General features: G+C 65.8%; 20 protein-coding genes. 6 read left to right on the top strand and 14 right to left on the bottom strand.

The genetic code is table 11. The features are described 5' to 3' along the window. The 6 genes from BMG00_RS16100 to atpD are packed head-to-tail and all read right to left on the bottom strand — an operon-like array spanning position 1 to position 3,408. Positions 1 to 249 carry a F0F1 ATP synthase subunit C gene (locus BMG00_RS16100; RefSeq protein ID WP_078530246.1) on the bottom strand — a complete coding sequence of 83 codons (249 nt, stop codon included), beginning with the start codon at positions 247 to 249 and terminating at the stop codon, positions 1 to 3. Continuing rightward, positions 246 to 953, bottom strand: a complete 708-nt coding sequence (locus BMG00_RS16095) for a F0F1 ATP synthase subunit A (protein WP_245795065.1) — start codon at positions 951 to 953, stop codon at positions 246 to 248. Before BMG00_RS16095 ends, BMG00_RS16100 begins: the two co-directional genes overlap by 4 nt. Continuing rightward, the gene (locus BMG00_RS16090) at positions 953 to 1,222 is read right to left on the bottom strand and encodes an N-ATPase subunit AtpR (RefSeq protein WP_158521754.1); all 270 of its coding nucleotides are present in this window, start codon (positions 1,220 to 1,222) and stop codon (positions 953 to 955) included. Before BMG00_RS16090 ends, BMG00_RS16095 begins: the two co-directional genes overlap by 1 nt. Next, on the bottom strand, positions 1,219 to 1,503 hold the full coding sequence (locus BMG00_RS16085) for an AtpZ/AtpI family protein (RefSeq protein ID WP_078575043.1): 285 nt from the start codon (positions 1,501 to 1,503) through the stop codon (positions 1,219 to 1,221). The genes BMG00_RS16090 and BMG00_RS16085 overlap by 4 nt, the downstream gene beginning before the upstream one ends. After that, a complete protein-coding gene (locus BMG00_RS16080; RefSeq protein WP_078530243.1) occupies positions 1,493 to 1,969 on the bottom strand; it encodes a F0F1 ATP synthase subunit epsilon in 477 nt (158 codons plus the stop codon). The genes BMG00_RS16085 and BMG00_RS16080 overlap by 11 nt, the downstream gene beginning before the upstream one ends. Continuing rightward, on the bottom strand, positions 1,966 to 3,408 hold the full coding sequence (atpD, locus tag BMG00_RS16075; RefSeq protein ID WP_078575042.1) for a F0F1 ATP synthase subunit beta: 1,443 nt from the start codon (positions 3,406 to 3,408) through the stop codon (positions 1,966 to 1,968). The genes BMG00_RS16080 and atpD overlap by 4 nt, the downstream gene beginning before the upstream one ends. Positions 3,409 to 3,653: 245 nt before the next feature. Between atpD and ppsA the strand changes: the two genes are divergently transcribed. Next, positions 3,654 to 6,047, top strand: coding sequence for a phosphoenolpyruvate synthase (ppsA, locus tag BMG00_RS16070; RefSeq protein WP_078575041.1), 2,394 nt, complete (start codon positions 3,654 to 3,656; stop codon positions 6,045 to 6,047). A gap of 67 nt (positions 6,048 to 6,114) precedes the next feature. Here ppsA and BMG00_RS16065 read toward each other — a convergent pair whose 3' ends face one another. From BMG00_RS16065 to BMG00_RS16045, 6 genes are read right to left on the bottom strand one after another with little or no spacing between them, the layout of a single operon-like run. After that, on the bottom strand, positions 6,115 to 7,155 hold the full coding sequence (locus BMG00_RS16065) for a sugar-transfer associated ATP-grasp domain-containing protein (protein ID WP_078575040.1): 1,041 nt from the start codon (positions 7,153 to 7,155) through the stop codon (positions 6,115 to 6,117). A gap of 3 nt (positions 7,156 to 7,158) precedes the next feature. Next, complete coding sequence (locus BMG00_RS16060) at positions 7,159 to 8,457, bottom strand: lipopolysaccharide biosynthesis protein (RefSeq protein ID WP_078575039.1); 1,299 nt, start codon at positions 8,455 to 8,457, stop codon at positions 7,159 to 7,161. Then, positions 8,454 to 9,284: a sulfotransferase family 2 domain-containing protein gene (locus tag BMG00_RS16055; RefSeq protein ID WP_158521753.1), complete on the bottom strand. Its 831-nt coding sequence runs from the start codon at positions 9,282 to 9,284 to the stop codon at positions 8,454 to 8,456. Before BMG00_RS16055 ends, BMG00_RS16060 begins: the two co-directional genes overlap by 4 nt. Beyond that, on the bottom strand, positions 9,281 to 10,624 hold the full coding sequence (locus tag BMG00_RS17675) for a hypothetical protein (protein ID WP_158521752.1): 1,344 nt from the start codon (positions 10,622 to 10,624) through the stop codon (positions 9,281 to 9,283). The genes BMG00_RS16055 and BMG00_RS17675 overlap by 4 nt, the downstream gene beginning before the upstream one ends. Continuing rightward, the gene (locus BMG00_RS16050) at positions 10,621 to 12,891 is read right to left on the bottom strand and encodes a GumC family protein (RefSeq protein WP_078575037.1); all 2,271 of its coding nucleotides are present in this window, start codon (positions 12,889 to 12,891) and stop codon (positions 10,621 to 10,623) included. The genes BMG00_RS17675 and BMG00_RS16050 overlap by 4 nt, the downstream gene beginning before the upstream one ends. Continuing rightward, on the bottom strand, positions 12,888 to 13,571 hold the full coding sequence (locus BMG00_RS16045) for a sugar transferase (protein ID WP_078530235.1): 684 nt from the start codon (positions 13,569 to 13,571) through the stop codon (positions 12,888 to 12,890). Before BMG00_RS16045 ends, BMG00_RS16050 begins: the two co-directional genes overlap by 4 nt. A 94-nt stretch (positions 13,572 to 13,665) precedes the next feature. Here BMG00_RS16045 and BMG00_RS16040 point away from each other — a divergent pair, with 94 nt between their 5' ends. Both BMG00_RS16040 and BMG00_RS16035 read left to right on the top strand, forming a co-directional pair. Then, the gene (locus BMG00_RS16040; protein WP_078575036.1) at positions 13,666 to 14,931 is read left to right on the top strand and encodes a glycosyltransferase family 4 protein; all 1,266 of its coding nucleotides are present in this window, start codon (positions 13,666 to 13,668) and stop codon (positions 14,929 to 14,931) included. Further along, positions 14,928 to 15,809 carry a sulfotransferase domain-containing protein gene (locus tag BMG00_RS16035; protein WP_078575035.1) on the top strand — a complete coding sequence of 294 codons (882 nt, stop codon included), beginning with the start codon at positions 14,928 to 14,930 and terminating at the stop codon, positions 15,807 to 15,809. The genes BMG00_RS16040 and BMG00_RS16035 overlap by 4 nt, the downstream gene beginning before the upstream one ends. On the opposite strand, the gene BMG00_RS16030 is transcribed toward BMG00_RS16035, so the two are convergent. Then, positions 15,792 to 17,021: a glycosyltransferase family 4 protein gene (locus BMG00_RS16030; RefSeq protein WP_078575034.1), complete on the bottom strand. Its 1,230-nt coding sequence runs from the start codon at positions 17,019 to 17,021 to the stop codon at positions 15,792 to 15,794. The two genes, BMG00_RS16035 and BMG00_RS16030, sit on opposite strands and share 18 nt — an antisense overlap. A 151-nt stretch (positions 17,022 to 17,172) precedes the next feature. On the opposite strand from BMG00_RS16030, the gene BMG00_RS16025 reads away from it, so the two are divergent. Both BMG00_RS16025 and BMG00_RS16020 read left to right on the top strand, forming a co-directional pair. Further along, positions 17,173 to 18,276 carry a glycosyltransferase family 4 protein gene (locus BMG00_RS16025; protein WP_078575033.1) on the top strand — a complete coding sequence of 368 codons (1,104 nt, stop codon included), beginning with the start codon at positions 17,173 to 17,175 and terminating at the stop codon, positions 18,274 to 18,276. Further along, positions 18,273 to 19,748, top strand: coding sequence for a hypothetical protein (locus BMG00_RS16020; RefSeq protein WP_078575032.1), 1,476 nt, complete (start codon positions 18,273 to 18,275; stop codon positions 19,746 to 19,748). The genes BMG00_RS16025 and BMG00_RS16020 overlap by 4 nt, the downstream gene beginning before the upstream one ends. Positions 19,749 to 19,751: 3 nt before the next feature. Here BMG00_RS16020 and BMG00_RS16015 read toward each other — a convergent pair whose 3' ends face one another. Beyond that, entirely contained in the window at positions 19,752 to 20,516 is a 765-nt protein-coding gene (locus BMG00_RS16015) for a DeoR/GlpR family DNA-binding transcription regulator (protein WP_078530229.1), read from the bottom strand. Positions 20,517 to 20,888: 372 nt separating this feature from the next. On the opposite strand from BMG00_RS16015, the gene BMG00_RS16010 reads away from it, so the two are divergent. Then, entirely contained in the window at positions 20,889 to 22,148 is a 1,260-nt protein-coding gene (locus BMG00_RS16010; RefSeq protein ID WP_245795064.1) for an imelysin family protein, read from the top strand. Positions 22,149 to 22,182: the final 34 nt, after the last annotated feature.

Here is a 22,182-nt window from a genome sequence, read left to right as displayed (position 1 = left end):
TCAGGCGAAGGGGTTGGCGAAAAGGACGAGCAGCGCGATTACAAGCGTGTAGATCGCCATCGTCTCGATCATCGCAAGCCCCACGAAGAGGGTGCGGCTGATCGTGCCCGCAGCTTCGGGCTGGCGGGCGATGGCATCCATCGCGGCGGCCACCGCACGGCCTTCGCCCAGTGCGGGCCCGATGGCTCCGAAGCTCACCGCAATCGCGGCGGCAAGGATCGAGACGATATGGACGAGATTTCCGGTCATGGTTGGGGGGTCTCCTTGTCGGATGTGTCGGAGGGCGCTCGCGCGGGCCCGTCGCCCACGGCCGCGCCGATGAAGACGGTGGCGAGCACCGCGAAGATATAGGCCTGCACGGTCCCGGTCAGCAGATCGAGCGCCATCAGCGGGATCGGCACGAAAAGGCCGGCGAGCGAGAGCACGATCCCGACCACGAAGACCCCGCTCATCACGTTTCCGAAGAGGCGCACCATGAGCGAGAAGGTCCGGGTGATCTGCTCGATGATATTGAGCGGGATCATCACCCAGCTCGGCTCGGCGAAGGTCGCGAGATAACCCTTGAGACCGCGTTGCGCGATTCCGAAGGAAATGGTCGCGGCGAAGACCACGACGGCGAGCGCCGCGTCGGTTTCCAGATGCGCGGTGGGCGGTTCGATCCCGGGGACCAGCGAGGACCAGTTCGCCACGAGCACGAAGAGGAAGATCGTCCCGATCAGCGCGCGATAGGGTCCGGGCTCGCGGTTCATCGTGTCCCGGATCTGCGCCTCGATTGTGGTGACGAACAGTTCCAGCACGGTCTGGGTCTTCGACGGCGTGAGGCTGAGATTGCGCGTGAGCAGGATCGAGCCGAGCGTGAGGATCGCGATCAGCGCCCAGCTGATCACAACCGGCGATGTGATCGGCACGGGACCCAGATGAAACAGCGGCTGAAGGGTCAGCGGGTTTTCCATCACGCCTCCTTCCCGGCCAGCCGCAGCACAACGATGCGAGCGAGGATCACGCCCAAGGCCCCTGCCAGAAGCGGCAGCGCCCCGGCCTTCGCCAGCCAGACCATCATCACCACTAGGATCGCGAGACGGATCAGTTGCAGCGCGATCGGCCAGCCCACCGAGCCGCCCAGATAAAGCGCCGCGACCCGCTTGAGCGAAAGGAAATGCACCAGCCCGACGGCAAAACCGAGCAGAAGGGCAAGAGCGGCGAAGACGAAAGGCGAATTCATTGGTGATGCATCCATTTCCAGGCCGCGTGCAGCCCTATGGCCGCACCGAGGAAGATCGCAGGCGCGGTGAAGAAGATGCCGGTCCCGAAGGCCCGGTCGGCCAGCCGGCCCAGCACGATCCCTAGAAGAATCGGCGTCACGATGGCCCAACCGAGGATACCGATCTGCCCCAGCCGTGACCCTAAAGAGGGTTCGGGCGTTTCGATCCCCATCTTCTCGCGCGCCTCGGCGCGGCGGGTGGCCTCCTCGACCGGATCCTCGTTCTTGCGCTCACCAGCCATCGCCATCGCCCTCCACGCTGACGCCGATCGCTGGCGGATGATCGAAGGCACCGGGGCGTGCGGGCCGCAGGAAGCGCATCATCTGGCGCACGGCCTGGGCATGAAGGCGCAGATGCTCGACCCGGGCGCGGCGGTCCTCGTCGGTTGCGTCCTTGCGCAGCGCGCGCAACTCGGCCCGGAGCGCCTCGAGATCAGCCCCGAGGATCCCTTCGCGACACGCCACCGCGACCTTGGTGCCCCCCGTGACCGTCATCAGCCCCGCCCGGATCGCGCAATAGCGCGGCGCCGCATCCGCGCTCTCGCGCCAGCGCAGCACCGAAGGCGGCAAAACGGTCAGGAAATCGGTATGGCCGGGCAAAATGCCGAAGCTGCCGCTTGCATCCTCGGCCCGGATCGCGACCACAGGCAGATCCTTCACGAGAACCTCCATCGGGGTCGATACGGTCAGATGCAAAGCGCCGCTCATGCCCCCGCCTCCGCCTTGCGCGCGGCGTCTTCCTTGGCGCGCGCCTCCTCGAAATCGCCCACCATGTAGAGCGAGCCTTCGTCCCAATCGTCGGCCTCGCCCGCGAGAATCGCGCGACAGCCGTTGATCGTGTCTTCCAGCGCGACCGAGCGCCCCTCGATCCCGGTGAATGCCTCGGTCACGGTGAAAGGCTGGGTCAGGAAGCGTTGCAGGCGGCGGGCGCGCTCGACCATGCGCCGATCGTCGCGGCCCAGCTCTTCCATGCCCAGAAGCGAGATCACATCCTGCAATTCGCGATAATGTTCGATTGCCCGACGCACCTCGGTCGCCACATCGACATGGTCCTGCCCCAGCACCAGCGGGTCGAGCAGCACCGAGGAGGACGCGATCGGATCGATCGCCGGATACATCCCGTCGGCCGCCATCGCGCGCGAGAGCACGACCATCGAATCCACATGGCCCGCGATCGCCATCACCGCCGGGTCGGTGAAGTCATCGGCCGGCACATAGACCGCCTCGATCGCGGTCACCGAGGCATCGCCCACCGAGGCGATCCGCTCCTGCAACTGCGCGACCTCGGTGGCCAGCGTCGGTTGATAGCCCACCCGGCTCGGCAGCCGCCCCAGAAGCCCCGAGACCTCCGAGCCCGCCTGCACGAAGCGAAACACGTTATCCATCAGCAAGAGTACGTTGCGATGATCGACGTCGCGAAAATGTTCGGCGATGGTGAGCGCTGTCAACGGAACCCGCCAGCGCGCGCCGGGTGGCTCGTTCATCTGGCCATAGACCAGAACCGTGCGGTCGAGCACCTTGGCCTGCGTCATCTCCAGAAGCATCTCGTGGCCCTCGCGTGAGCGCTCGCCGATGCCGGAAAAGACCGAGATGCCGTTATAACCTGCGACCATGGCGTGGATCAGCTCCATCACCAGCACGGTCTTGCCCACGCCCGCGCCCCCGAACATCGCCGCCTTGCCGCCTTGTGCTAGCGGCGTGAGCAGGTCGATCACCTTGATACCGGTGCGGAAGATCTCGGCGCGCCCGCCCCGGGTCCGCAGTGGCGGCGGCGCGCGGTGAATCGGGCTCAACGGCACGTCTGCGGGCAAGGGACCTCCCTTGTCGCCGGGCGTGCCGGTCACATCGAGCAACCGCCCCATCACCGCCTCGCCCACCGGCACCGCGATCGGCCCGCCAAGCGGTTCGGCCCGGGCGCCGCGTCGCAACCCGTTGGTGTTCTGCAAGGCGATCGTGCGCAGGCTTTGCGCGTCGAGCTGCGCCTGCACCTCGAGAAGAACCGGCGCACCGTCGCCGCGTTCGACCCGCAGCGCCTCGTTGATCGCGGGCAAGGGACCGGAGGGAAAGAGCACATCGACAACCGCGCCGCGCACGGCGATCACTTCTCCCGCAGTCGCGGCGACCGTTTCTTCGGGCCTCTCAGTCATCCGCTTCACTCCGCTCTCCGACCTCGTGGCAATACATCACTGGATTGGATCATTTCACATGATCTCTGACAAGTGCAGCCGCGAATTCGCGAAATTGCTCAGAGATTTGCGCGGTTTTTCAGCCCGCCTTTATCCTGAGGACAATCACGATCGAGTGACTGACCTGTCGCGGAAAAATTGACTCGGATCATTGCGCTTCGCCGAGGTCGGCCTAACCTGCCGCCACCGGGAGAGGAGAAACGATCATGAAAAACGGGACGAGCGACACGCGTCTGATCTGGTTCGAAGAGCTGCGCCGAACCGATGTCGCCAAGGTGGGCGGCAAGAATGCCTCGCTGGGCGAGATGGTTCAGGAGCTGGGGCAAAAGGGCATCCGCGTCCCTCCCGGGTTCGCGACCACCGCCGACGCATATCGCGAATTCCTCGCCGAGAACGATTTCGGCGCGAGCCTGAAAGACGCGCTCGACAAGATGGCCGACGGGCGCGCGAGCCTGTCCGAAACCGGAACTTCGATCCGCACGACGCTTGCCTCGGGTCAGTGGCCTGCCGCCCTCGAGGCCGATATCCGCTCGGCCTATCGCGAGCTTGCGAAACGGTCCGGGCGCAACGATCCGGCCGTCGCGGTGCGTTCGTCGGCCACCGCCGAAGATCTGCCCGATGCGAGCTTCGCAGGCCAACAGGAGACCTTCCTCAACGTGGTGGGCGAAGAAGCGCTCCTGAGCGCGTGCCGCCGGTGTTACGCGTCCCTCTTCACCGACCGCGCGATCACCTATCGCAACCTGCGCGGTTACGATCACATGGAAGTGGCTCTCTCGATCGGCGTGCAATTGATGGTGCGCTCGGATCTGGCGGGCTCGGGCGTGATGTTCTCGCTCGACACCGAAAGCGGCTTCGACAATGTGGTGCTGATCAATGCCGCCTGGGGTCTGGGCGAAAACGTGGTGCAAGGGGCGGTCAGCCCCGACGAATACCAGGTCTACAAACCATTCCTCAACAGGCCCGAGACCACGCCGATCCTGCACAAGGGCCTCGGCGCGAAGGCGATCAAGATGATCTACGGGCGCGAAGGCGAGCCTGCCACGCGCAACGTCCCGACCTCGAAAGCCGAGCGCGAGAGTTTTGTGCTGAGCGATGCCGAGATTCTCGAGCTGGCGCAGATGGCACGCGTGATCGAGGATCATTACGGCTGCCCGATGGACATGGAATGGGCGCGCGACGGCGAAGATGGCAAACTCTACATCGTGCAGGCGCGGCCCGAGACGGTGCAGTCACGCGCTGGCGCCGGAGCGATGAAAAGTTACACGCTCGGCCATCGCGGCAAGCTGCTTGCGACCGGGCTCAGCGTGGGCGGTGCGGTGGCGACCGGCGAGGTCTGCATCATCGAGAGCGCCGAGCATATCGACCGCTTCGTCGACGGCGCGGTGCTGGTCACCTCGAACACGGACCCCGACTGGGTGCCGATCATGAAACGCGCCTCGGCCATCGTGACCGATCACGGCGGGCGCACCTCGCATGCCGCGATCATCAGCCGCGAGCTGGGCGTGCCCGCGATCGTCGGCACCGGCAATGCGACCCATGTGCTGCACGATCACCAGATGGTCACCGTCTCCTGCGCCGAGGGCGAGGATGGCGCGATCTATGAGGGCAAGGCCGAGGTCACGGTCGAAGAGCTGCATCTCGACGCGGTGCCGCACACCCGCACCAAGGTCATGCTCAACCTCGCCAACCCGGCGGCCGCGATGCGCTGGTGGCGACTGCCCGCCGATGGCGTGGGGCTTGCGCGGATGGAATTCGTGGTCTCCAACGAGGTGAAAGTGCACCCGCTGGCGCTGACCCGCTACGATCAGGTGAAAAGCGCCGAGGATCGCAAGGCGATCGACGCGCTCACCAGGGGCTATGCCGAGCGCGAGGCCTATTTCGTCGAGAAACTCGCAATGGGCCTCTCGCGGATTGCCGCGATCTGGTATCCCAACCCGGTCATCATCCGGATGAGCGATTTCAAGACGAACGAATATGCCGATCTTCTGGGCGGGCGCGGTTTCGAGCCTGCCGAGGAAAACCCGATGATCGGGTTCCGCGGCGCCTCGCGCTACTACTCGGAGGCCTATCGCGACGGGTTCGCGCTCGAATGCCGCGCGATCCGGCGGCTGCGCGAGGAGATCGGCTTCGACAATGTCATCGTGATGATCCCCTTCTGCCGCACGCTGGGCGAGGCAGATGATGTGCTCGACGTCATGCGCGACAACGGCCTCAGGCGCGGGGAGAACGGATTGAAGGTCTATGTGATGGCCGAGATCCCCTCGAACGTGATCAGCGCGGAAGGCTTCGCCGAGCGCTTCGACGGGTTCTCCATCGGCTCGAACGACCTCACCCAGCTCACGCTTGGCATCGACCGCGACTCCGAGGCCTTGGCGCCCCTGTTCAGCGAGCGGGACCCGGCGGTGGTCTGGATGATCGAGACGCTGATCACGAAGGCCCATGCGGCAGGACGCAAGGTCGGCCTCTGCGGTCAGGCGCCGAGCAACGATCCGGGCTTTGCCGAGCTTCTGGTGAAAGCGGGGATCGACACGATCTCGGTGACGCCCGACAGCTTCCTTGCGGTGAAGGCGACGGTTGCGAAGGCGGAAGCGAAGGGTTGAGCGCGGCGCGGCTTTTCAGGCGCTTTCCCCGGCGGCTTTATTAAGATCAGGGCGCTGGCGTGACCTCTCATGCCAGCCCCGGCCAGCCAAGCCCCTGAAAGCACGGACCCTGCGTGGCCTCAGCGAAGCTGACCACCCCGCCCTCCCATTCCAGAAGCCGCACACGTTCGGCCTCGTCGATCGCGAAATCCCAGCAGATGAAACGTGCCAGGGGCAATTGCCGATGCAGATGGAGAGCGGTCTGCACTGCCTCGCTGATGGCGGGCACACGGTGGCCCGCGAAAGGCCCCGCGCCTTGCGCCCCTGTCGCGGGTCGCCAGTCGGCGTGAAAACCCTCGGCGGCCAGTTCACCGCTCTCCGGGTCCACCGCCACGCGCAGCTGATCTCGCGCGAGCACATGCGCCTGCCCCGGCTGGCCGATCTTCAGATAGCTTGACCGGATCAGCGGCGCGCCGGTCTGAGCCAGAACGGTCGCTACGCGCAGGGTGGCCAAGGCGGGCGAGCCGAAGCGCGCAAGCTCGGGATGCGGTCGCAGCAGCGGCTGGAACACGCCATTGCCGAACCCGTACAGCGTCGCGGCGTCGAGATCCTTGACCGCCACGCTTCGCACCCCTTTGCCGAAGGCGGAATGATCGGCCTTGAATACCAGTGTCTCGCCCCCCGCACGCAGCCGCTCAAGCGCTGCGGAAGGCTCGATCGCGACCTTCTGCGGGGTCAGGATACGCCCGTTGATCAGATAGAGCAGGTCACAGATCGCGGGGCTGTCGAAAAAGACCGGGTTGGTCGCCTGCACGCGGCTGAGGTGATGGGCAATCCCGTTGACCTGCGGCATCAGGTTTTCGGCATAGAAGCTCTCGGGGAGCCAGCCTTCCAGATAATCGCCACGCGCGGCGGCATAGAGCATCAACCAGGGCGCGTGCCGTTCGTGCCCGAATTTCTGCTTTGCCTCCTCGCGCGCGCGTCGCCGGGCCGCCTCCGAGATCTTGCGCCCATTCGCCGCGAGCACGCGCAGCCCGGCCTCGGCTTCACGACGTTTACGCCACCGCAATTCATTGAGCGTGAGCGATGCGATCGCGGCCTTGGCCACGGGTTTCAGACCCGCCCGCATCCGTCAGACCTTCCTGGCGCGGGCGATGAGCAGGCGGCAGGCGCCCCAGGACATCAAGAGGCTCACCGCGCTGGAGGCCAGAAACGCCACGGCGCCGCCCAGTGCGCCATGCGAGGGCACAAGCGCCAGCGCGACCGCAAGCCCCGCGAGGAAACTTGCCCCGGCAACCGCGACCCGCCAGCCGAAGGCGTGAAGCGCGGTGATCGCGGTGTTGAGCGTAGCCGCCACCAGCGCGAGGCCCGATGCGCCCACGATCACCGTGAACAGCTCCCGATCCGCATAATCCGGGCCGAAGACCAGCCCCAATACCGGCGCGCCGATGATCCATGCCAGCACAAACGCCCCGAGCCCAAGCCCGCCCGACAAGAGCATCATCTTGCGCGTCAGGGTGCGGAACGCGCCCATCTGCCTCTTGCGCGCATAGCGCCGCAACCGCGCCGCCGCCGCCCCGGCCATCGCGTTCGAGACCATCGACATCAGCGTATGCGCATAGGCCAGCGCCCCGAATATCCCTACCGCGCCAAGCCCTGCGTAATGTTCGAGCATCACCGGCGGGATCGAGCCAACCGCCCGCATCAACCACAGCGCAAGGCCCATCGGCAGCACCCAGAGCGTCAGCGCCCAGATCCGGCGCGGCGTGGTCTGGCGCAGGATGGCGAACGGGATCTCCATCCCGAGCCGCGCCAGCAGCCGCGTGTCGATCAGCCAATAGCTCGCGAACCACAAGGCGGCCTCGCAAAAAAGGGCCAAGGGCAGATCGCGGCTCCACCAGAAGGCCAGCGCAAAGGCCGCCAGTCCTGCCGTGGCTCGGGTAAAGATCGAGGCGGCGACATAATCGAGCCGCTCGGCGCGCTGGAAGATCGCCTGATTGAGCGCCGCCTGCGCACCGAAGAACCGGACCAGCGCCACCCCGGCGACCGAGGCGATCACCAGCCAGCCCCGATCGGGATAGATCAACGCCACGGTCAGCATCGAGGCCGCAAGCGCAAGCAAGCCTCCGGCAAAGCGCAGTCCGACATAATCGGCGCGGGTGAACCGGTCGAAATCATCGACCGTCATCACCGTCTTCGCTCCCATCGAGGTGAAGAAGAACAGCGGTGTGACAAGCGCCGTCGCCAGCGTCAGTGCGCCGACATCCGAAACCGAGCCGAGCCGCGCGGTGATGGCGATGATCAGGAACTGCGTGACCGCGTAATAGCCCCGCCCGACCATCGCGTAGACGATATTGCGCCGCAAGGAGAGCTCGGCGACAGGGAGGGATGCGACGGCCGCAGAGACGGCCGGTCGGGGAAGATCGGTCATGGCGCCGCCTCCCACACCGCGAGATCGGGAGCACAAAGCGCGCGCACGCGGGTAAGTTGCGCCTCGCTCAGATCGTGGGCCCGCAGCCCGGGACGCGCACCGCCCGCACGGTTTTCGTGACCGATGCGCACCCGCAGGGCCAGCTCGCGCCGGATCGCCTCGGCAAAACCCTTCTGATCGTCGAGCCGCCCCACCACGGCAAAGCGCGACAGCGCCGCGATCGCCTTGTCGATCGAGGCATCCGCGCTCAGATCCGCCTCCTTGGGCAGGCCAGAGAAGAACTCGACATAGCTCGCCCCCAGCCGCGCCGCGCGGGGCGTGTCGAGGAAGGCATCGAACCTCTCGCGGATCTCGGCATGGGCGCCGCTGCGGCCATGACTAAAGGCGTAATGGGACAGGAAACGAGAGACCGGCTCGCGCAGGATGGTGATGAACTTGTAGCGCTCGGCGAAGCGTTCATAGGCGGTTTCGGAAAAGCGCACATGGGCCGAGATGCAGCGCGTGTCGGCGAACATCAGGTAGAGCAGCATCTGCTCGCGCAGGTCTAGCACATCGACGAGCATCCGCTCGGTATCGCCTTGGCCCATGAAGGCCTCGAACGCGCGGTAACTTGCCTCAGGCAGAACCGTTCCCTGGCTCAGGATACAGCGTTTGCGCAAAGCGCGGCCAACCGAGGTGCCGCCGCATTTGGGCACGTGATGGAAGACGAAACGTTGCGGGATGGCGCGGTCCAGCACGCGCTCTCGCACGCGGCGCAAGCGGCCCACCGCGCCGCCGCTTTCGCGATGCCAGTCCGCGCGCTGGCCCTGTGGCAGACCCGAGCTCATGCGAAAGCCTCCCGCGCGACCGGATAGCTCGCCCTGCGCGCAACGGGGCGGCGTGCCTGCGCATTGGCCAGAACCAGCGCGAAGAAACCGGTGATCGAGATCCATTCGGGATAGCCCGGATGGCCCGCATCCCCCGCGATCCAGACCCGGAAGAAAGCCAAGACCGGCAGCATCGCCACCCATTCGGCTCGCACAGGCAGCAACCAATAGCCGCGCTGGGTCACGATCCGCGCCACGAAGCGCCCCCAAAGCCCGATCATCGCGCAATAGCTGAGCAGCACCAGCAGGAAGGCCAGCAACCCGCCATGAAGCCACGCGCCGAGAAAGAGGTTATGCACCAGCAGGCCGTTGATCTCGTGCAGGCCAGAGCCCGCAATCACATGCCGCTCGATCCCGGCGAGCGCGAAGGAGAACTGTGCGAAACGTCCTCCGGTCGAGGCATCCTCGAAGGTGAAACGGCTCTCGATCAGATCGGTCGCGGCCGAGCCGTTGAGCAGCATCATCGCCCCGAGCGCCAGTGCAAGCGCGCCGATCAGGAGCTTCACGACCAGCCGGTTGGCGCTATGGCTCGGGCGGCGCAGCGTGGCGATGATCGCAGCTCCCGGCAGCACCAGCGCCGCGATCAACAGCACGGAGCGGGTATTGAGCAATACGAGGATCACGAGCGTGATCAAGGTCACGACCCACCCCCGGCTGTCGCGCGCCGCGCTTTCATGGCCCGCGCGGAAGAGGACAAGCGCGATCAGCATCCCGCCCGAGACCGCGTTCTTGAGCGAGGCGGGCACCTCACCCGGATCACCGCTCGCGGATTGGAAGATCGGGCGCAAGAATTTGTAGATGACGAAATTCAGATCGCCCGAGAGAAAGCGGGTCACCGCGTCGAGCCAACTCATCCCCAACTGGCGGGCATGGATCTCGGCGACCACCACGAACCCCGCCAGCGCCGCGAACCCGCCCCGACGCAAGAGACGCGCCTCTCCCCCGCAAAGCAAAATTGCTGTCGCGATCGTTCCGCCACAGGTGAGAAAGAAGAGCTGGCGCAGGATCATGCCGTTATCGGGCAGCCCCGCAAGATGAAGTTTCAGCACGAAGAGATAGGCGAGATAAGGCACGAGCCAGAGCGTCACCGCTGGGATCAATGCGCTGGCGGCAAGCATAGCACGCAAAACCCGCAGCAGCAGCGCCGCGCCAAGTGCGATACTCAGCGCATAGGGTAACGTGAGGTCGAACCCGCCAAGGCTCGCCAGCGGGATCCAGGTCAGCGGCAGCCCCGCCAGCGCTAGCACGAGCGCCCAGCCGATCAGACGCATGCGCACGCCGTCAGGGCGCGCGGCGCTCATGCCGGCTCCTGTTTGCGCGCTTTCGCGATCGCGCTCGCGGTTGCGGGGCTGACCCGGCGGGGCTCGGTCGAGACGGCGCGGATCGCGCTTGAGGTATAGCCCCCGCCAAGGCTCCAGCGGCCGGCCGGATCCTGCGGCGGCACGCCCGTCACGATCACCCCCGCCAGTTTCTGGCGCGGCAATTGGCGGATCGCGGCGCGCATCACGTCGCGCGAGGTTCGCCCGACCCGCATCACGACCCCGACGGCCGAACATTCGCGCGCGAGAATGCGGCAGTCTGCGAGATTGGCGACGGGAGGACCATCGACCACCACGAAGTCATATTCCGCCGCCGCCGCACGCAGGAAGGTGCGCAGGTGCGGCGTCTCGAAATAGCCCGAGGGCTGGCGCCCCCGCAGAGCGCCCGCAGGCATCACCTCGAGCGAGCCCCCCTCCGGCGGCTCGATATCGGGCAACCAGTTCTGGCCGCGCAGGATCTCGCACAGGCCGGGGCTGTCTTCCATGTCGTAAAGCGCCGTGAGACCCGCGAAGCGCAGGTCGGCATCGACGACCAGAACCCGCTTGCCCGCCGCACTGGTCGCCTCCCCCAGCGAGGCCGCGACGGTGGTCTTGCCGACATTGTCCTCGGCCGAGGTGATCAGCACGACCGGCGCGCCCGTTCCCGCGCGCATCTCCTGCGCGCTGGCCATCACGCTCTGGCGCAGCACCGACACCGTTTCGCTGAAATCCGAGAAAGGTTCGCGGCGGATGACGTCTGGACCCGACTGGCGTTCGCTCAGCAGCGGCAGCGCCGAGAGGACACGCAGTCCGAGCTCGTTTTCGACCTCCTCGATCGAGGCAAAGCCGCGCCCCAGCGCATTGCGGACGAGCGCCGCGATCAGGACAAGTGCTACCCCGCCGAGAAACCCGAGGATCATGAACACCTTGGTGGGCGGGTAATAGGGCTCCAGCGGCAACGAGGCAGCGCTGACGATCTGCGTGCCGCTGGTGTCGAAACTTTGCAGCTCGCTCGCAAGCCCCGCATTGTTGAGATAGCGCTCATAGCGGGTGCGATAGGCCTCGACGATCCGTTCGAGCTCGCGCAGCTTGAGCGCATCGCGGCTTTCCTGCCCGGTCTCTCCCCCGGCCAGCGCCAACGCCTCCGAGAGAAGCCGCGCGCGGCTTTCCAGCGCCTCGGTTTCATTGGCAAGCACCTGCGCGATGCGCCCGATCTCGTCGCGGCGTTGCTGTTCGACCGCCGCGATTTGGCGCTGGATCTGGCTCAGGCGGGGATTGTCCTCACGCCCGATCCGCGCGGCATCCTCGGCGCGCAGCTCCAGCTGCATCTGGGTTTCGCGCAAGGCCTGGATGATCGGCGAAGCCTGCACTTCGGGCAGGCTCGCGGGGTCACCACCTCCTGAAAGCACCTGTTGCGCCTGTTCGAGAGAGGCGCGTTTCTGCGCGAGGTCGGCACGCGAGCGGATCAGTTCGGCATTGAGTTCGGTCAATTGCTGGCCGCCCAGCCCCGTGCCCTGCGCATCACCGATCAGGTTGTTCTCGATGCGGTAGGCGGTCGCGGCGCGTTCGGCCTCGGAGAGCTTGTCGCGCAACTCGGAGGCGCGCGCGTCGATCCAGTCGCTCAGGCCCCGCGCCTCGGCCTCACGCTGATCGAGCCGCAACGTGATATAGCTTTGCGCCAGGGTCTGCGCGATGCGCTGCGCCAATCGCGGCGAGGTCGCGCTGGCGCGGATCGTGACGACATTCGTCTCGCCCTCGCGATCCACGCTGACCAGATCCGACAGCGTGTTCACCGCCGAGATCATCCGGCGTTCCTCTTCCGAGGCCGCAGGGGCGGAGGCCGCCGGAGCAGGCACCAGCGATTTCACCCAATTGATCCCCTGACGCAGCAGGCTCGGCGGTTGCGTCTGAAAAGAGGGCTCTTCGAGCAGATCCGCCTGCTCGACCACCTTGCGCAGCATGTCATCGGATGAAAGCAGCAACACCTGCCCCTCGACATAGCCCGCGTCAATGCCCCCGGTCCCGCCCTGCTCGACCTCGATCGGGCTTGAAACGGGGCGCTCGATCATCAGCTGGGTGCTCGAGCGGTAGAGTTTGTCGACACGCTGCGCCATCACCAGCCCCAACGCGACAAATACGAGCCCTGTCAGCACCATCGCCCAGAGATTGCGCCGCAACAGCATGGCTGCGGCGCGCAACACCTCGGCCAGCTCCGGGTCGCGATATGGATCACGACCCCCATCGGGCGAGAAGGCGGGAAGGTGTTTCAACTGCCCGACCTCCGCAACACCACTTCGGCGGTCTGGAACATCAGTTTCAGATCGGTGAACAGGCGGATTTTGCGGATATAGGCCACGTCCATCTCGACGCGCTCGGAAAACAGCGTCGTGCCGCGGCCATGGACCTGCCAGAGCCCCGTCACGCCGGGGCGCACTGCGAGATAGGCCTGCAGGAAACGGCCATAGCGCGGCAGTTCCCGATCAGTCACCGGGCGCGGCCCGACCATGCTCATATCGCCACGCAATACGTTGAAAAGCTGTGGCAATTCGTCAAGGCTTGTCTTGCGCAGGAAAAGCCCGATCCGGGTCACTCGCGGATCGTCGAGCAGCTTCTGCGCGCCCGCCCATTCCTCGGCCGCCGCCGGATCGGTCCGCAGGACAAAGCGCAGCACGCGCGAGGAATCCTTGCGCATCGTGCGGAACTTGTAGCAGCGAAACGAGATCCCGTCGCGCCCGACCCGGCGATGCGCGAAGACCGGCGTGCCGCCCGTCAGCATCAGCCCGAGCGTGATTGCCACCATCAGCGGCGCACTCAGCATCAAAAGGAATGCGGCGCAGGAAATGTCGACAGGACGTTTGCCGAAGCGCTCGTAAACGGAACCACTCGGCAAAGCCTCTCGGCCATGACCTGAAAAGCCGATGAAATCGGCCTGATACGACTGATCTTGCATGTTCTCCCACCCCCAGAAAGGAGGCCGGCGCACTGCCCCTTACAGCTCATCCGGCATCACATTTTTGACACAATTCCGTCAAAAAGTCAGGTGAATGTTCTTCATATCCGGGCTCTGTGCACTCGAGCCCGACAATTTGACCTCTTTTTCGGCATTGTGCGCCAAGTGCGGAGAGAAGCGGCGCGTCGCTGCGCAAAATCAAGCAACTCCCCATCGCTTAGGTGTAAAGCTTCCCAATGGCGTCGCTGAAAGGTTGTGCAATTTGCCCGAATCGTCTTCTCGAAAACGCATCCTGAGCCTTTGCGAGACCGCTCTGGGCGGGGTCGGGCGCTATCAAGACAGCCTGCGCGCGCTTGCCCCTCATGGTTATGATCTGAACATAGTGATGCCGGAAGAAGACGCCCGCATCCTTGCGGACCGAACCGGCGTGATCGGGTTCCGGCGCGGTGGGCGCACCCTCGGTGCGCTAGGCCGGTTCCTGCGCGCATTCCGCACCGCCCGGCGCGAGATCCGCCCTGATATCTATGTCTTCAACAGCACCTTCTCGCTGCTGGCACTCCTCGCCTTGCGGGCGATGGGCGATCGGAGCCCCGCGCTCTATTGCGCCCATGCCTGGGCGATCAGCAATTACGATCCGGCATCGCCAAAGGGCCGGATCGTGCGCGCGATCGAGGGGCGGCTGAGCGGGCTTGCCGATCTCGTGGTCAATGTCTCGCAGGGCGATCTCGCGCTCGCGCGGCGCCATGGCTATCGCGGGCGGCACGTCGTGGTGGAAAACGCCGTGACCGATCGCGCGCCGGACACGGCCCCTGCCCCTTTCGCCCGTGGATCCGAGGACGAGATCCATCTGCTGTTCGTCGGCCGCTTCGACCATCAGAAGGGGCTCGATATCCTCCTGCCCGCCTTCGCAAGCGCCCGTCGCGCAGGGCCGCATTTGCATCTGCACCTCGTGGGCGGGCCGGTGCGCGGAGGAGTGACGCCGGATTTGCCCGAGGGCGTCACGATGCATGGCTGGCAGCCACCCGAGGCGCTTAATGGATATTACGCGGCGGCCGATGCGCTGATCGTACCCTCGCGCTGGGAAGGCCTGCCGCTGATCGTGCCGGAGGCGTTGCGCAATGGGACGCCGGTCCTTGTCTCCGATCGCAGCGATATGGGCGCGCTGGTGGCTTCCGGCAGGACCGGGTTCGTCTTCGCACTCGAACCGGACGCCCTGGTCGGGATGCTTGCCTCGCTCGACCGTCACGCCCTGCAGGCGATGCGCGGTCCAGCGCGCCAAAGCTACGAAAACCGATTCACGCTGGAGCGCTTTGCCCGCGAGATGGCAGTTCATCTGGCAGAGTTGGAGGCGCGGCGATGAGCGCACCGATCCTCTTTCTCGCCGGCGTGCCGAAGGCGGGCACCTCGTCGCTTTTCGGTTGGCTTGCAGATCATCCGCAGGTGCAGGGCTCGCACGAAAAGGAGAGCTGTTTCTTCGCCGATCCCGGCAGCCATGTCTTCCGCCCGACGTTCAACGCCGGTCAGGGGATCGAGAGGTTGGCCGACGCCTTCCCACCCCTAGATGCAGCGACCCGCCTGCGCGTCGAGGGTACGCCCAGCACGATCTATTCCCGCACAGCGCTCGCCCTGATCCCCGAACTGCCCAAGGCGCGCGCGCTCTTCGTGCTGCGCGAACCGGCAAGCCAGATCCGCTCCGGGTATGATTACTTCCGCGACAACTGGGATTACATCCCCGCCGGAATGAGTTTTCCCGACTATCTCGCGGCGGTTCGCGCGGGCACGCAGGTCTTCGGTGGCAACGAGCTGGCGGCGAACGCGCTGGCCTGCGCCGATTACCTGCCCTGGCTGGAGCGCTGGCGCGACCGGCTGGACCCCGCACGGATGAAGGTGGTGACCTTCGACCGGCTGCGCACCGATCCCACCGGGCTTGTGACGGAGATTGCGGATTGGTGCGGAATCGACCCGGCTTTCTACGCCGCTTATGCCTTCCCGGTCGAGAACGAGAGCTACACGCCGCGCAACCGCGCCCTGCAACGGCTCAATATCGCGGTGCGGGGCGCATTGCCGAAGGGGCGGGTCTATTCGGCCGCGCGCGCGCTCTATCGCACACTCAATACCCGCCCGCCCGAGCGCGACGGCGATGCGGCGTTTATGGTGGATCTGCGCCGGGGTTTCGCGGAAAAGAATGCGCGGCTGGCCGAGGCCTTCGACCTCGATCTCTCAGGCTGGGCGCCCTAGCATCTCCTCGCAGATCGCGATGAGGCTTTCGACATGTCGCGCGGGCGAGACCGCTTCGGCGAGGCCCGCGCTCTCGAATGGACCGATCCGCTCCACCCGGCCCAGCGCCTCGGCCAGCGTCTGCGCATCGGGGCGGTCATAGATCACCCCGTTCACCCCGTCCTCGACGACCTCATGGGCCGCACTCCAGCGCCCCGTCACCACCGGCACCCCTCGCAACAGCGCCTCGATCGGCACGAGGGGCTGGCATTCATACCAGAGGCTCGGGAAGACGACCGCGCGGGCGCGCGCAAGATGTTGTTGGACCTCGTCTGGCGTGACCCAGCCGGTGATCTCGGCCTGCGGGTTGATCGCGCGGATGTGGGCCGCCTCGGGCCCATCGCCCACGAAAACCGCGCGCAGCCCAGCGCGCCTTGCGGCCTCGGCGAAGATCGCACCGCCTTTTTCTGGAGAGAGCCGTCCGACGAAGACGAAGGCGTCATTGGCGGTTGCGTCCACCGGGGGGGCATCGCTCGCAACCGGGTTGGCCAGATGATGGAGCCGCGCGTCTCGTGGTAGGTAAGGCGCCATCGCGGCGCACTGCGTCCGTGAGATATAGGCAATGTCGCTCAAGCCGCCTGGCAGCCGTCCCGGGCCGCGCGCCAAAGCCTGCCGCGCGACGCGCCAGCCTTTGTGAACCGCGTGGCGCGCATCGCAATTGCGGGTCAGGCACGCCGCGCCCAGAGGTTTGCGCGTGCAGATCTCGCCCGCGCGGTAGTCGTAGAATCCGCCGTTGGGACAGGCGAGAAAATATTCGTGCATCGTATAGAGGCAGCGGAGCCCGCCCCCGGTCAGCACCGGCCCGATCGCCGGTGAGAGCGCCTTGGCCCAGCCGTGGCACAAGATCACCGTGTGCGCCGGGTCATGGCGCGCGATCTCGGCGCGCAAGGCCTGCGCGGCGGCACGGTTCCACAGCCCGGAGAGCATCGCGCGCATCCGGCTCGGATTGTCGAGCAGCGTATGCTGGCCAAGACAAGCCACGCGGATCTTCGGATGGCTGAGCAGCGGGCTCACCGGCCCGGTCGCTGCGAAGAACGACACCTCAAGCCCGGCCCCCGCCAGAAGCCGCGCCGTGTCGATCGCGACCTTCGCCTGACCCCCGGTCACATCGGCGAAATCGCTCACGATCAGGACATGCGTCAGCCGAGGATCGCTTCGCTCCGCAGTTTGCACGCCCGCTCCTTCGCCTCCGGATCGCCATTCGGTGTGATTGCCACCCCTCTCTCATACGCCAACTTGACGGATCGCGCGAGGGCGGCGCAGGCTGGGAGCCACAGGCGTTCGATGGGGACGGACGCCACGCCTTGGTGGGGCAAGGGATCTGATGGCGAAGACGCATATTCTCTTCGTGGCCAATGACGTGCTGGGCTGGGCGACCTATGCGCGCCAGCTCGAGGCCGCGCTGCGCATGCGCGACGACCTGCGCGCAACCGTGCTGCACCGCGCGCCGCCCCGGATTGCCATGCAGCTTGCGCGCCGCCATGCCGACGGGGCTCTCGGCCGCGCCTTGCGGCCCTTTGATCCGATCGCGATGCATGAGGGGATGCTCGGGCGCGATATCCGGGCCGCCATCGCGCGCCATCGCCCCGATATCATCCACGTCGCCGCTCATTGGCCCGCCGGCGCGGTCACCGGGGGCGACATCCCGGTGACACTCGCCCTCGACACGACGCGCCCCGCGCTGACGCGCGACCTGCCCTTGCCGGGATGGAGCGCGGCCGAGATCGAAACCGAAGCGACGCTGTGCCGCAAGGCCGCGCATCTCTTCCCGATGAGCCATTGGGCCGCGGATTCGCTCCGCGAGGATTTCGGGATCGGGATGGACAGGATCACGATCCAGCCGCCCTCGCTCGATCCCGCTCAATGGCCACCACCTGCGGGCGGGGCGGTGAACGCGGTGCCGCAAATCCTTTTCGTGGGCAACAACCTGCTGCGCAAAGGGGCGTATCGTCTGGCCGACTGGGTCGGCGGGCCCCTGTCCGGGCGGTGCCATCTGCATATCGTCTCGGGCGACAGCGCGCCACCACCGAAAGGCCCGCACGTCACCTGTCATGGACCTCTGTCACATGCGCAGCTGATGCAGGAACTGTTGCCACGGATGGATCTCTTCTGCCTGCCCACCCGGCTTGACATGTCGCCCTTCGTTCTCGTCGAGGCGGCGGCGGCGGGTCTTCCGGTCGTCTCCAGCGCGCTTGGCGGCATCCCTGATCTGGTCGAGGACGGCGTGACCGGGCGACTTGTCGCCCCCGAGGACGATGCGGGCTTTGTCGCCGCCCTTTCGGCGCTGCTCGAGGATCCTGCCCTGCGTGCGAGAATGGGCGAAACGGCCCGCGCCCGTGCCGCGCAGCGCTTCGACGGCAGACGTAATTTCGATGCTCTGATCGACCGGCTGATCGCGCTCGGGCAACCGGGGAAGGTCGCGGCATGACGAAAACCACCCTGCCCCGTGCCGCGCTCGAGACCCGGATCGACGCCTTTCTCGCGCAACAGATTGACCCCGTACGGACCGAGCTGCCGCTGAAAACCTACGTCCCGACCCCGAGCTGGAACCGCTTCGATCTTGGCTTCAAGCTCTTGTGGCTCGATGGACGGCGCGCGGGTGGCTCGCCTTTCGCCGATCGGCTCTATGAAGAGCATATCGCGGCCTTCTCGCTGGGCGACATGATCGAGCCGGGCAGCGATGGCAAGACGGGGATCGCGCGCTATCGCGATGATTTCGACGCATTGATGGAAAGCATGGAAACCAGCGGCTTCGATCCTATGCGCAGCCTCGTCCCGCTCGCCTCGGACGGCAGCCTGCTCAACGCAGGTCACCGCGCGGCCTGCGCCATCGCGCTTGGAACGACGGTGACGGCGGTCGAGACGGGGTTGGAGCCGAAAGTTTTCGATTACCGCTTCTTTGCCGGACGCGGCATGGCCGAGGCCGATCTCGACGCATCCGCAATCCGCTTGGTCGAGGCGATGCCCCATGCCGCCGTCGCGCTCCTGTGGCCCGCAGCCAAGGGGCGCGAACGCGAGGTCGAGCAGCTGATCGGCCCACTCACCTATCGTCGCGCCTTGCAGCTGTCGCTTCACGCGGGCCATACGCTGCTCACCCGCGTCTATCCGAACGAGCCCTGGATCGGCCCGTCCGAGGAGAACTTCCCCGGCATCCGGCGCAAGTTGTTGGAGTGTTTCTCCGGTCCCGGCCCGCTACGGGTTCTTGTCTTCGATGCCCCGCCCGACCTCGACCGGGTCGCGCTGAAAGACGAGATCCGCGCGCTCTACAGGATCGCGAAAAGCTCGGTTCATATCACCGATACCCATCGCGAGGCGGTGGAGCTGGCGCATCTGCTCTTGAACCCCAATGCGCGGCATTTCCTCGAACATGGCCATCCGATGGCTTTCGCCGAGACCCGCGCCCATCTCGAGACGCTTGCGACCTGGCGCGATGCGCGGGGGCTGACAGCGGATGCGTTTGCGGTGGACACCGGGATGGTGATGGGGCTCTACGGGGTGCGCCCACCCACTGATATTGACGTGATCGCGCCCGCACCATTGCCTGAAGGGGCGCCCGGCACCACGATCGAGCAGCATGAAGGCGGCTATCACAGTGCCCCGCCCGCCGAGATCCCGCGCAATCCGGCGCTCCATTTTCGCTATGCGGGGCTGAGCTACGTGAGCCTTCCGGAGGTCGCGGCTCTCAAGGCACGCCGCCTTGCCGGACAGGATCGCGAGGATCTGTTGCGGATCGAGCCGTTGCTCGTGGCGCAGGACAAGCGCCCCGCGCGCCGCCCTCTGTCTCTGCGTGCCCGATTTGCCATGCTGAGGTTGCGGCGCAGCCTGATCCGCGCCCTCATGGGGACCGGGCTTGGCCAGCCCCTGCGCAAGGCCTACCGCAAGACGCTCCGGCGCGGGTGAAGATTACGACCCGACGACGGTGACCTCGGTCTCGGCCTCAGCGCAAAGCTGCGCGAGATCCCCGGGCAAAGGCGCATCGATGAAGACCCGGTCGAGTTCGCTCAGCGACGCCAGCCGCACCGGGGCCGAGCGCGCGAGCTTGGAGGCATCGGTCACGAGGAATTTCGTGCGCGCCTGACGCAGGATCGTGCGGCTTACCCGAACCTCGGCCAGATCGTAATCGAGAAGATCGCCGTCCGCGTCGAGCCCCGAGGCCCCGATCACCGCGAAATCGACCTTGAACTCGCGAATGAAATCCGCCGTCAGATCGCCCACCAACCCGCCATCCGAGCGCCGCAGGTTCCCGCCCGCCACGAGGATCTCGCAACTCTCATTGGCCAGCAGGATATTGGCGACGTTGATATTGTTGGTCACCACGGTGATGTTGCGATGGCCGAGCAATTCGCGCGCCACGGCTTCGGTGGTGGTGCCCAGATTGAGGATGATCGAGCTGTTGTCGGGGATCGCCTGCGCGCAGGCCCGCCCGATCGCGGCCTTCGCCGCCTCGTTCATCCGACGGCGCTCCTCATAGGCGAAATTCACCACGCCGGTGCGGATCACCGCGCCGCCATGCACCCGCTCCAGATGGCCCGCATCGGCCAGATCGGTGAGGTCGCGCCGGATCGTCTGCAACGAGACGTTGAAGCGTTCGGCCAGTGCCTCGACACCCACGCGCCCCTCGTTGCGCGCGATCTCGAGAATCTCGCTTTGTCGAAAATTCAGTGCCATCGCCCCCCCCGTCTTTGCCCTTGCTGCCACAGCTTCGCGTTCTTGTCATCCGACAGTTTCGTCAAGCTGCCCAAGCGGCTCTTTCGCTGCGTGATAGGGCGCGATTTTGATCGTTTCACGACGAAAAGCACCTCTCTCCCGCTTTTTGACGCCCTGCCGGGAAGAAAAACCACAGCATTCCAAAACCCCGATTGACATATCCGAGCAATTCAATCAGGTATTGCCGCATCCTCTTAGCCACCCGAATTTTGCACCTCGGGAAGCCCAGAGACACGGACATCGGCCAGAGCGGTTCGATGCCCTGTCCGGGCATCCAAACCTGTCGGCCGCAACAGACGCGCGAAAGGACAGCGACACATGATGAAATCCTTGATGGCAACGACCTACCTTGCCCTTTGCCTCTCCCCCTCTCTGGCACAGGCCGAGGCCGCGGCAAGCCCGGCTGCGGTGCTCGACACCTATGCCGATATCGCGGAGGCGAAATACGCCGACAGCCTCGCCACTGCCCGCGCGCTGCAAGCGGCGGTCGATGCGCTGATCGCCAGCCCCTCGCCCGAAACGCTGGAAGCGGCGAAAACCGCGTGGCTTGCCGCCCGTGTGCCCTATCAGCAGACCGAAGTTTACCGGTTCGGCAATGCCATCGTCGATGACTGGGAGGGCAAGGTGAATGCCTGGCCCCTCGACGAAGGGCTGATCGACTATGTCGATGCATCCTATGGTGGACCGAGCGATGCGAATGAACTGGCCGCACTGAATGTGATCGCCAATCCGCAGATCACCATTGCGGGCCAGCAGGTCGACGCGACCGAGATCACGCCCGAGTTGATCGGTGAGACCCTCAACGAGGCCGACGGGATCGAAACCAATGTCGCGCGCGGCTATCACGCGATCGAATTCCTCCTCTGGGGGCAGGATCTCAATGGCACCGGCCCCGGCGCCGGCGCGCGCCCCTATACCGATTATGTCACCGGCGAGGGATGTACGGGTGGCAACTGCGACCGCCGCTCGGCCTATCTGAAAGCGGCGACCGACCTGCTGGTGGCCGATCTCGAAGAAATGGCCGCGAACTGGGCCGAAGGTGGCGACGCACGCCAGTCGGTCACGGCCGATGAAGGTGCGGGCCTTGTCGCGATCCTGACCGGCATGGGTAGCCTTTCCTATGGCGAACAGGCCGGCGAGCGGATGCGTCTCGGGCTGATGCTGAACGATCCCGAGGAAGAGCATGATTGCTTCTCCGACAACACCCATAACAGCCATTACTATGACGGGCTCGGCATCCGGAACGTCTATCTCGGCCGCTACGAGCGGATCGACGGCTCGGTGATCGAGGGTGCGTCTCTCTCGGATCTGGTGGCTGCGAAAGACCCCGCGCTCGATGCCGAGATGCGCGGCAAGCTCGACACCACGATGGACGCGCTCGGCGCGATCAAGGCTGCGGCCGAAGATGGTTTCGCCTATGACATGATGCTCGCTGCGGGCAATGCCGAAGGCGAGGCGCTGATCATGGGTGGCGTGAACGGGCTGATCGACCAGACCCGCTCGATCGAACGGGTCGTCCGGACGCTGGAGCTCGACCAGATCGCCTTCGAAGGCTCGGACAGCCTCGACAATCCGAACGCCGTTTTCCAGTAAAACCAAAGCGGTGCGACATGAAGTTAATGTCGCA

Source organism: Thioclava marina, assembly GCF_002020135.1.
Lineage (GTDB): Bacteria > Pseudomonadota > Alphaproteobacteria > Rhodobacterales > Rhodobacteraceae > Thioclava > Thioclava marina.
This window is presented reverse-complemented; position numbering and strand designations above follow the sequence as displayed.

Coding starts and splice junctions, on each gene's coding strand:
- BMG00_RS16100 (WP_078530246.1), bottom strand. CDS start 249: ATGACCGGAAATCTCGTCCATATCGTCTCGATCCTTGCCGCCGCGATT.
- BMG00_RS16095 (WP_245795065.1), bottom strand. CDS start 953: ATGGAAAACCCGCTGACCCTTCAGCCGCTGTTTCATCTGGGTCCCGTG.
- BMG00_RS16090 (WP_158521754.1), bottom strand. CDS start 1,222: ATGAATTCGCCTTTCGTCTTCGCCGCTCTTGCCCTTCTGCTCGGTTTT.
- BMG00_RS16085 (WP_078575043.1), bottom strand. CDS start 1,503: ATGGCTGGTGAGCGCAAGAACGAGGATCCGGTCGAGGAGGCCACCCGC.
- BMG00_RS16080 (WP_078530243.1), bottom strand. CDS start 1,969: ATGAGCGGCGCTTTGCATCTGACCGTATCGACCCCGATGGAGGTTCTC.
- atpD (WP_078575042.1), bottom strand. CDS start 3,408: ATGACTGAGAGGCCCGAAGAAACGGTCGCCGCGACTGCGGGAGAAGTG.
- ppsA (WP_078575041.1), top strand. CDS start 3,654: ATGAAAAACGGGACGAGCGACACGCGTCTGATCTGGTTCGAAGAGCTG.
- BMG00_RS16065 (WP_078575040.1), bottom strand. CDS start 7,155: ATGCGGGCGGGTCTGAAACCCGTGGCCAAGGCCGCGATCGCATCGCTC.
- BMG00_RS16060 (WP_078575039.1), bottom strand. CDS start 8,457: ATGACCGATCTTCCCCGACCGGCCGTCTCTGCGGCCGTCGCATCCCTC.
- BMG00_RS16055 (WP_158521753.1), bottom strand. CDS start 9,284: ATGAGCTCGGGTCTGCCACAGGGCCAGCGCGCGGACTGGCATCGCGAA.
- BMG00_RS17675 (WP_158521752.1), bottom strand. CDS start 10,624: ATGAGCGCCGCGCGCCCTGACGGCGTGCGCATGCGTCTGATCGGCTGG.
- BMG00_RS16045 (WP_078530235.1), bottom strand. CDS start 13,571: ATGCAAGATCAGTCGTATCAGGCCGATTTCATCGGCTTTTCAGGTCAT.
- BMG00_RS16040 (WP_078575036.1), top strand. CDS start 13,666: ATGTTCTTCATATCCGGGCTCTGTGCACTCGAGCCCGACAATTTGACC.
- BMG00_RS16035 (WP_078575035.1), top strand. CDS start 14,928: ATGAGCGCACCGATCCTCTTTCTCGCCGGCGTGCCGAAGGCGGGCACC.
- BMG00_RS16025 (WP_078575033.1), top strand. CDS start 17,173: ATGGCGAAGACGCATATTCTCTTCGTGGCCAATGACGTGCTGGGCTGG.
- BMG00_RS16020 (WP_078575032.1), top strand. CDS start 18,273: ATGACGAAAACCACCCTGCCCCGTGCCGCGCTCGAGACCCGGATCGAC.
- BMG00_RS16015 (WP_078530229.1), bottom strand. CDS start 20,516: ATGGCACTGAATTTTCGACAAAGCGAGATTCTCGAGATCGCGCGCAAC.
- BMG00_RS16010 (WP_245795064.1), top strand. CDS start 20,889: ATGGCAACGACCTACCTTGCCCTTTGCCTCTCCCCCTCTCTGGCACAG.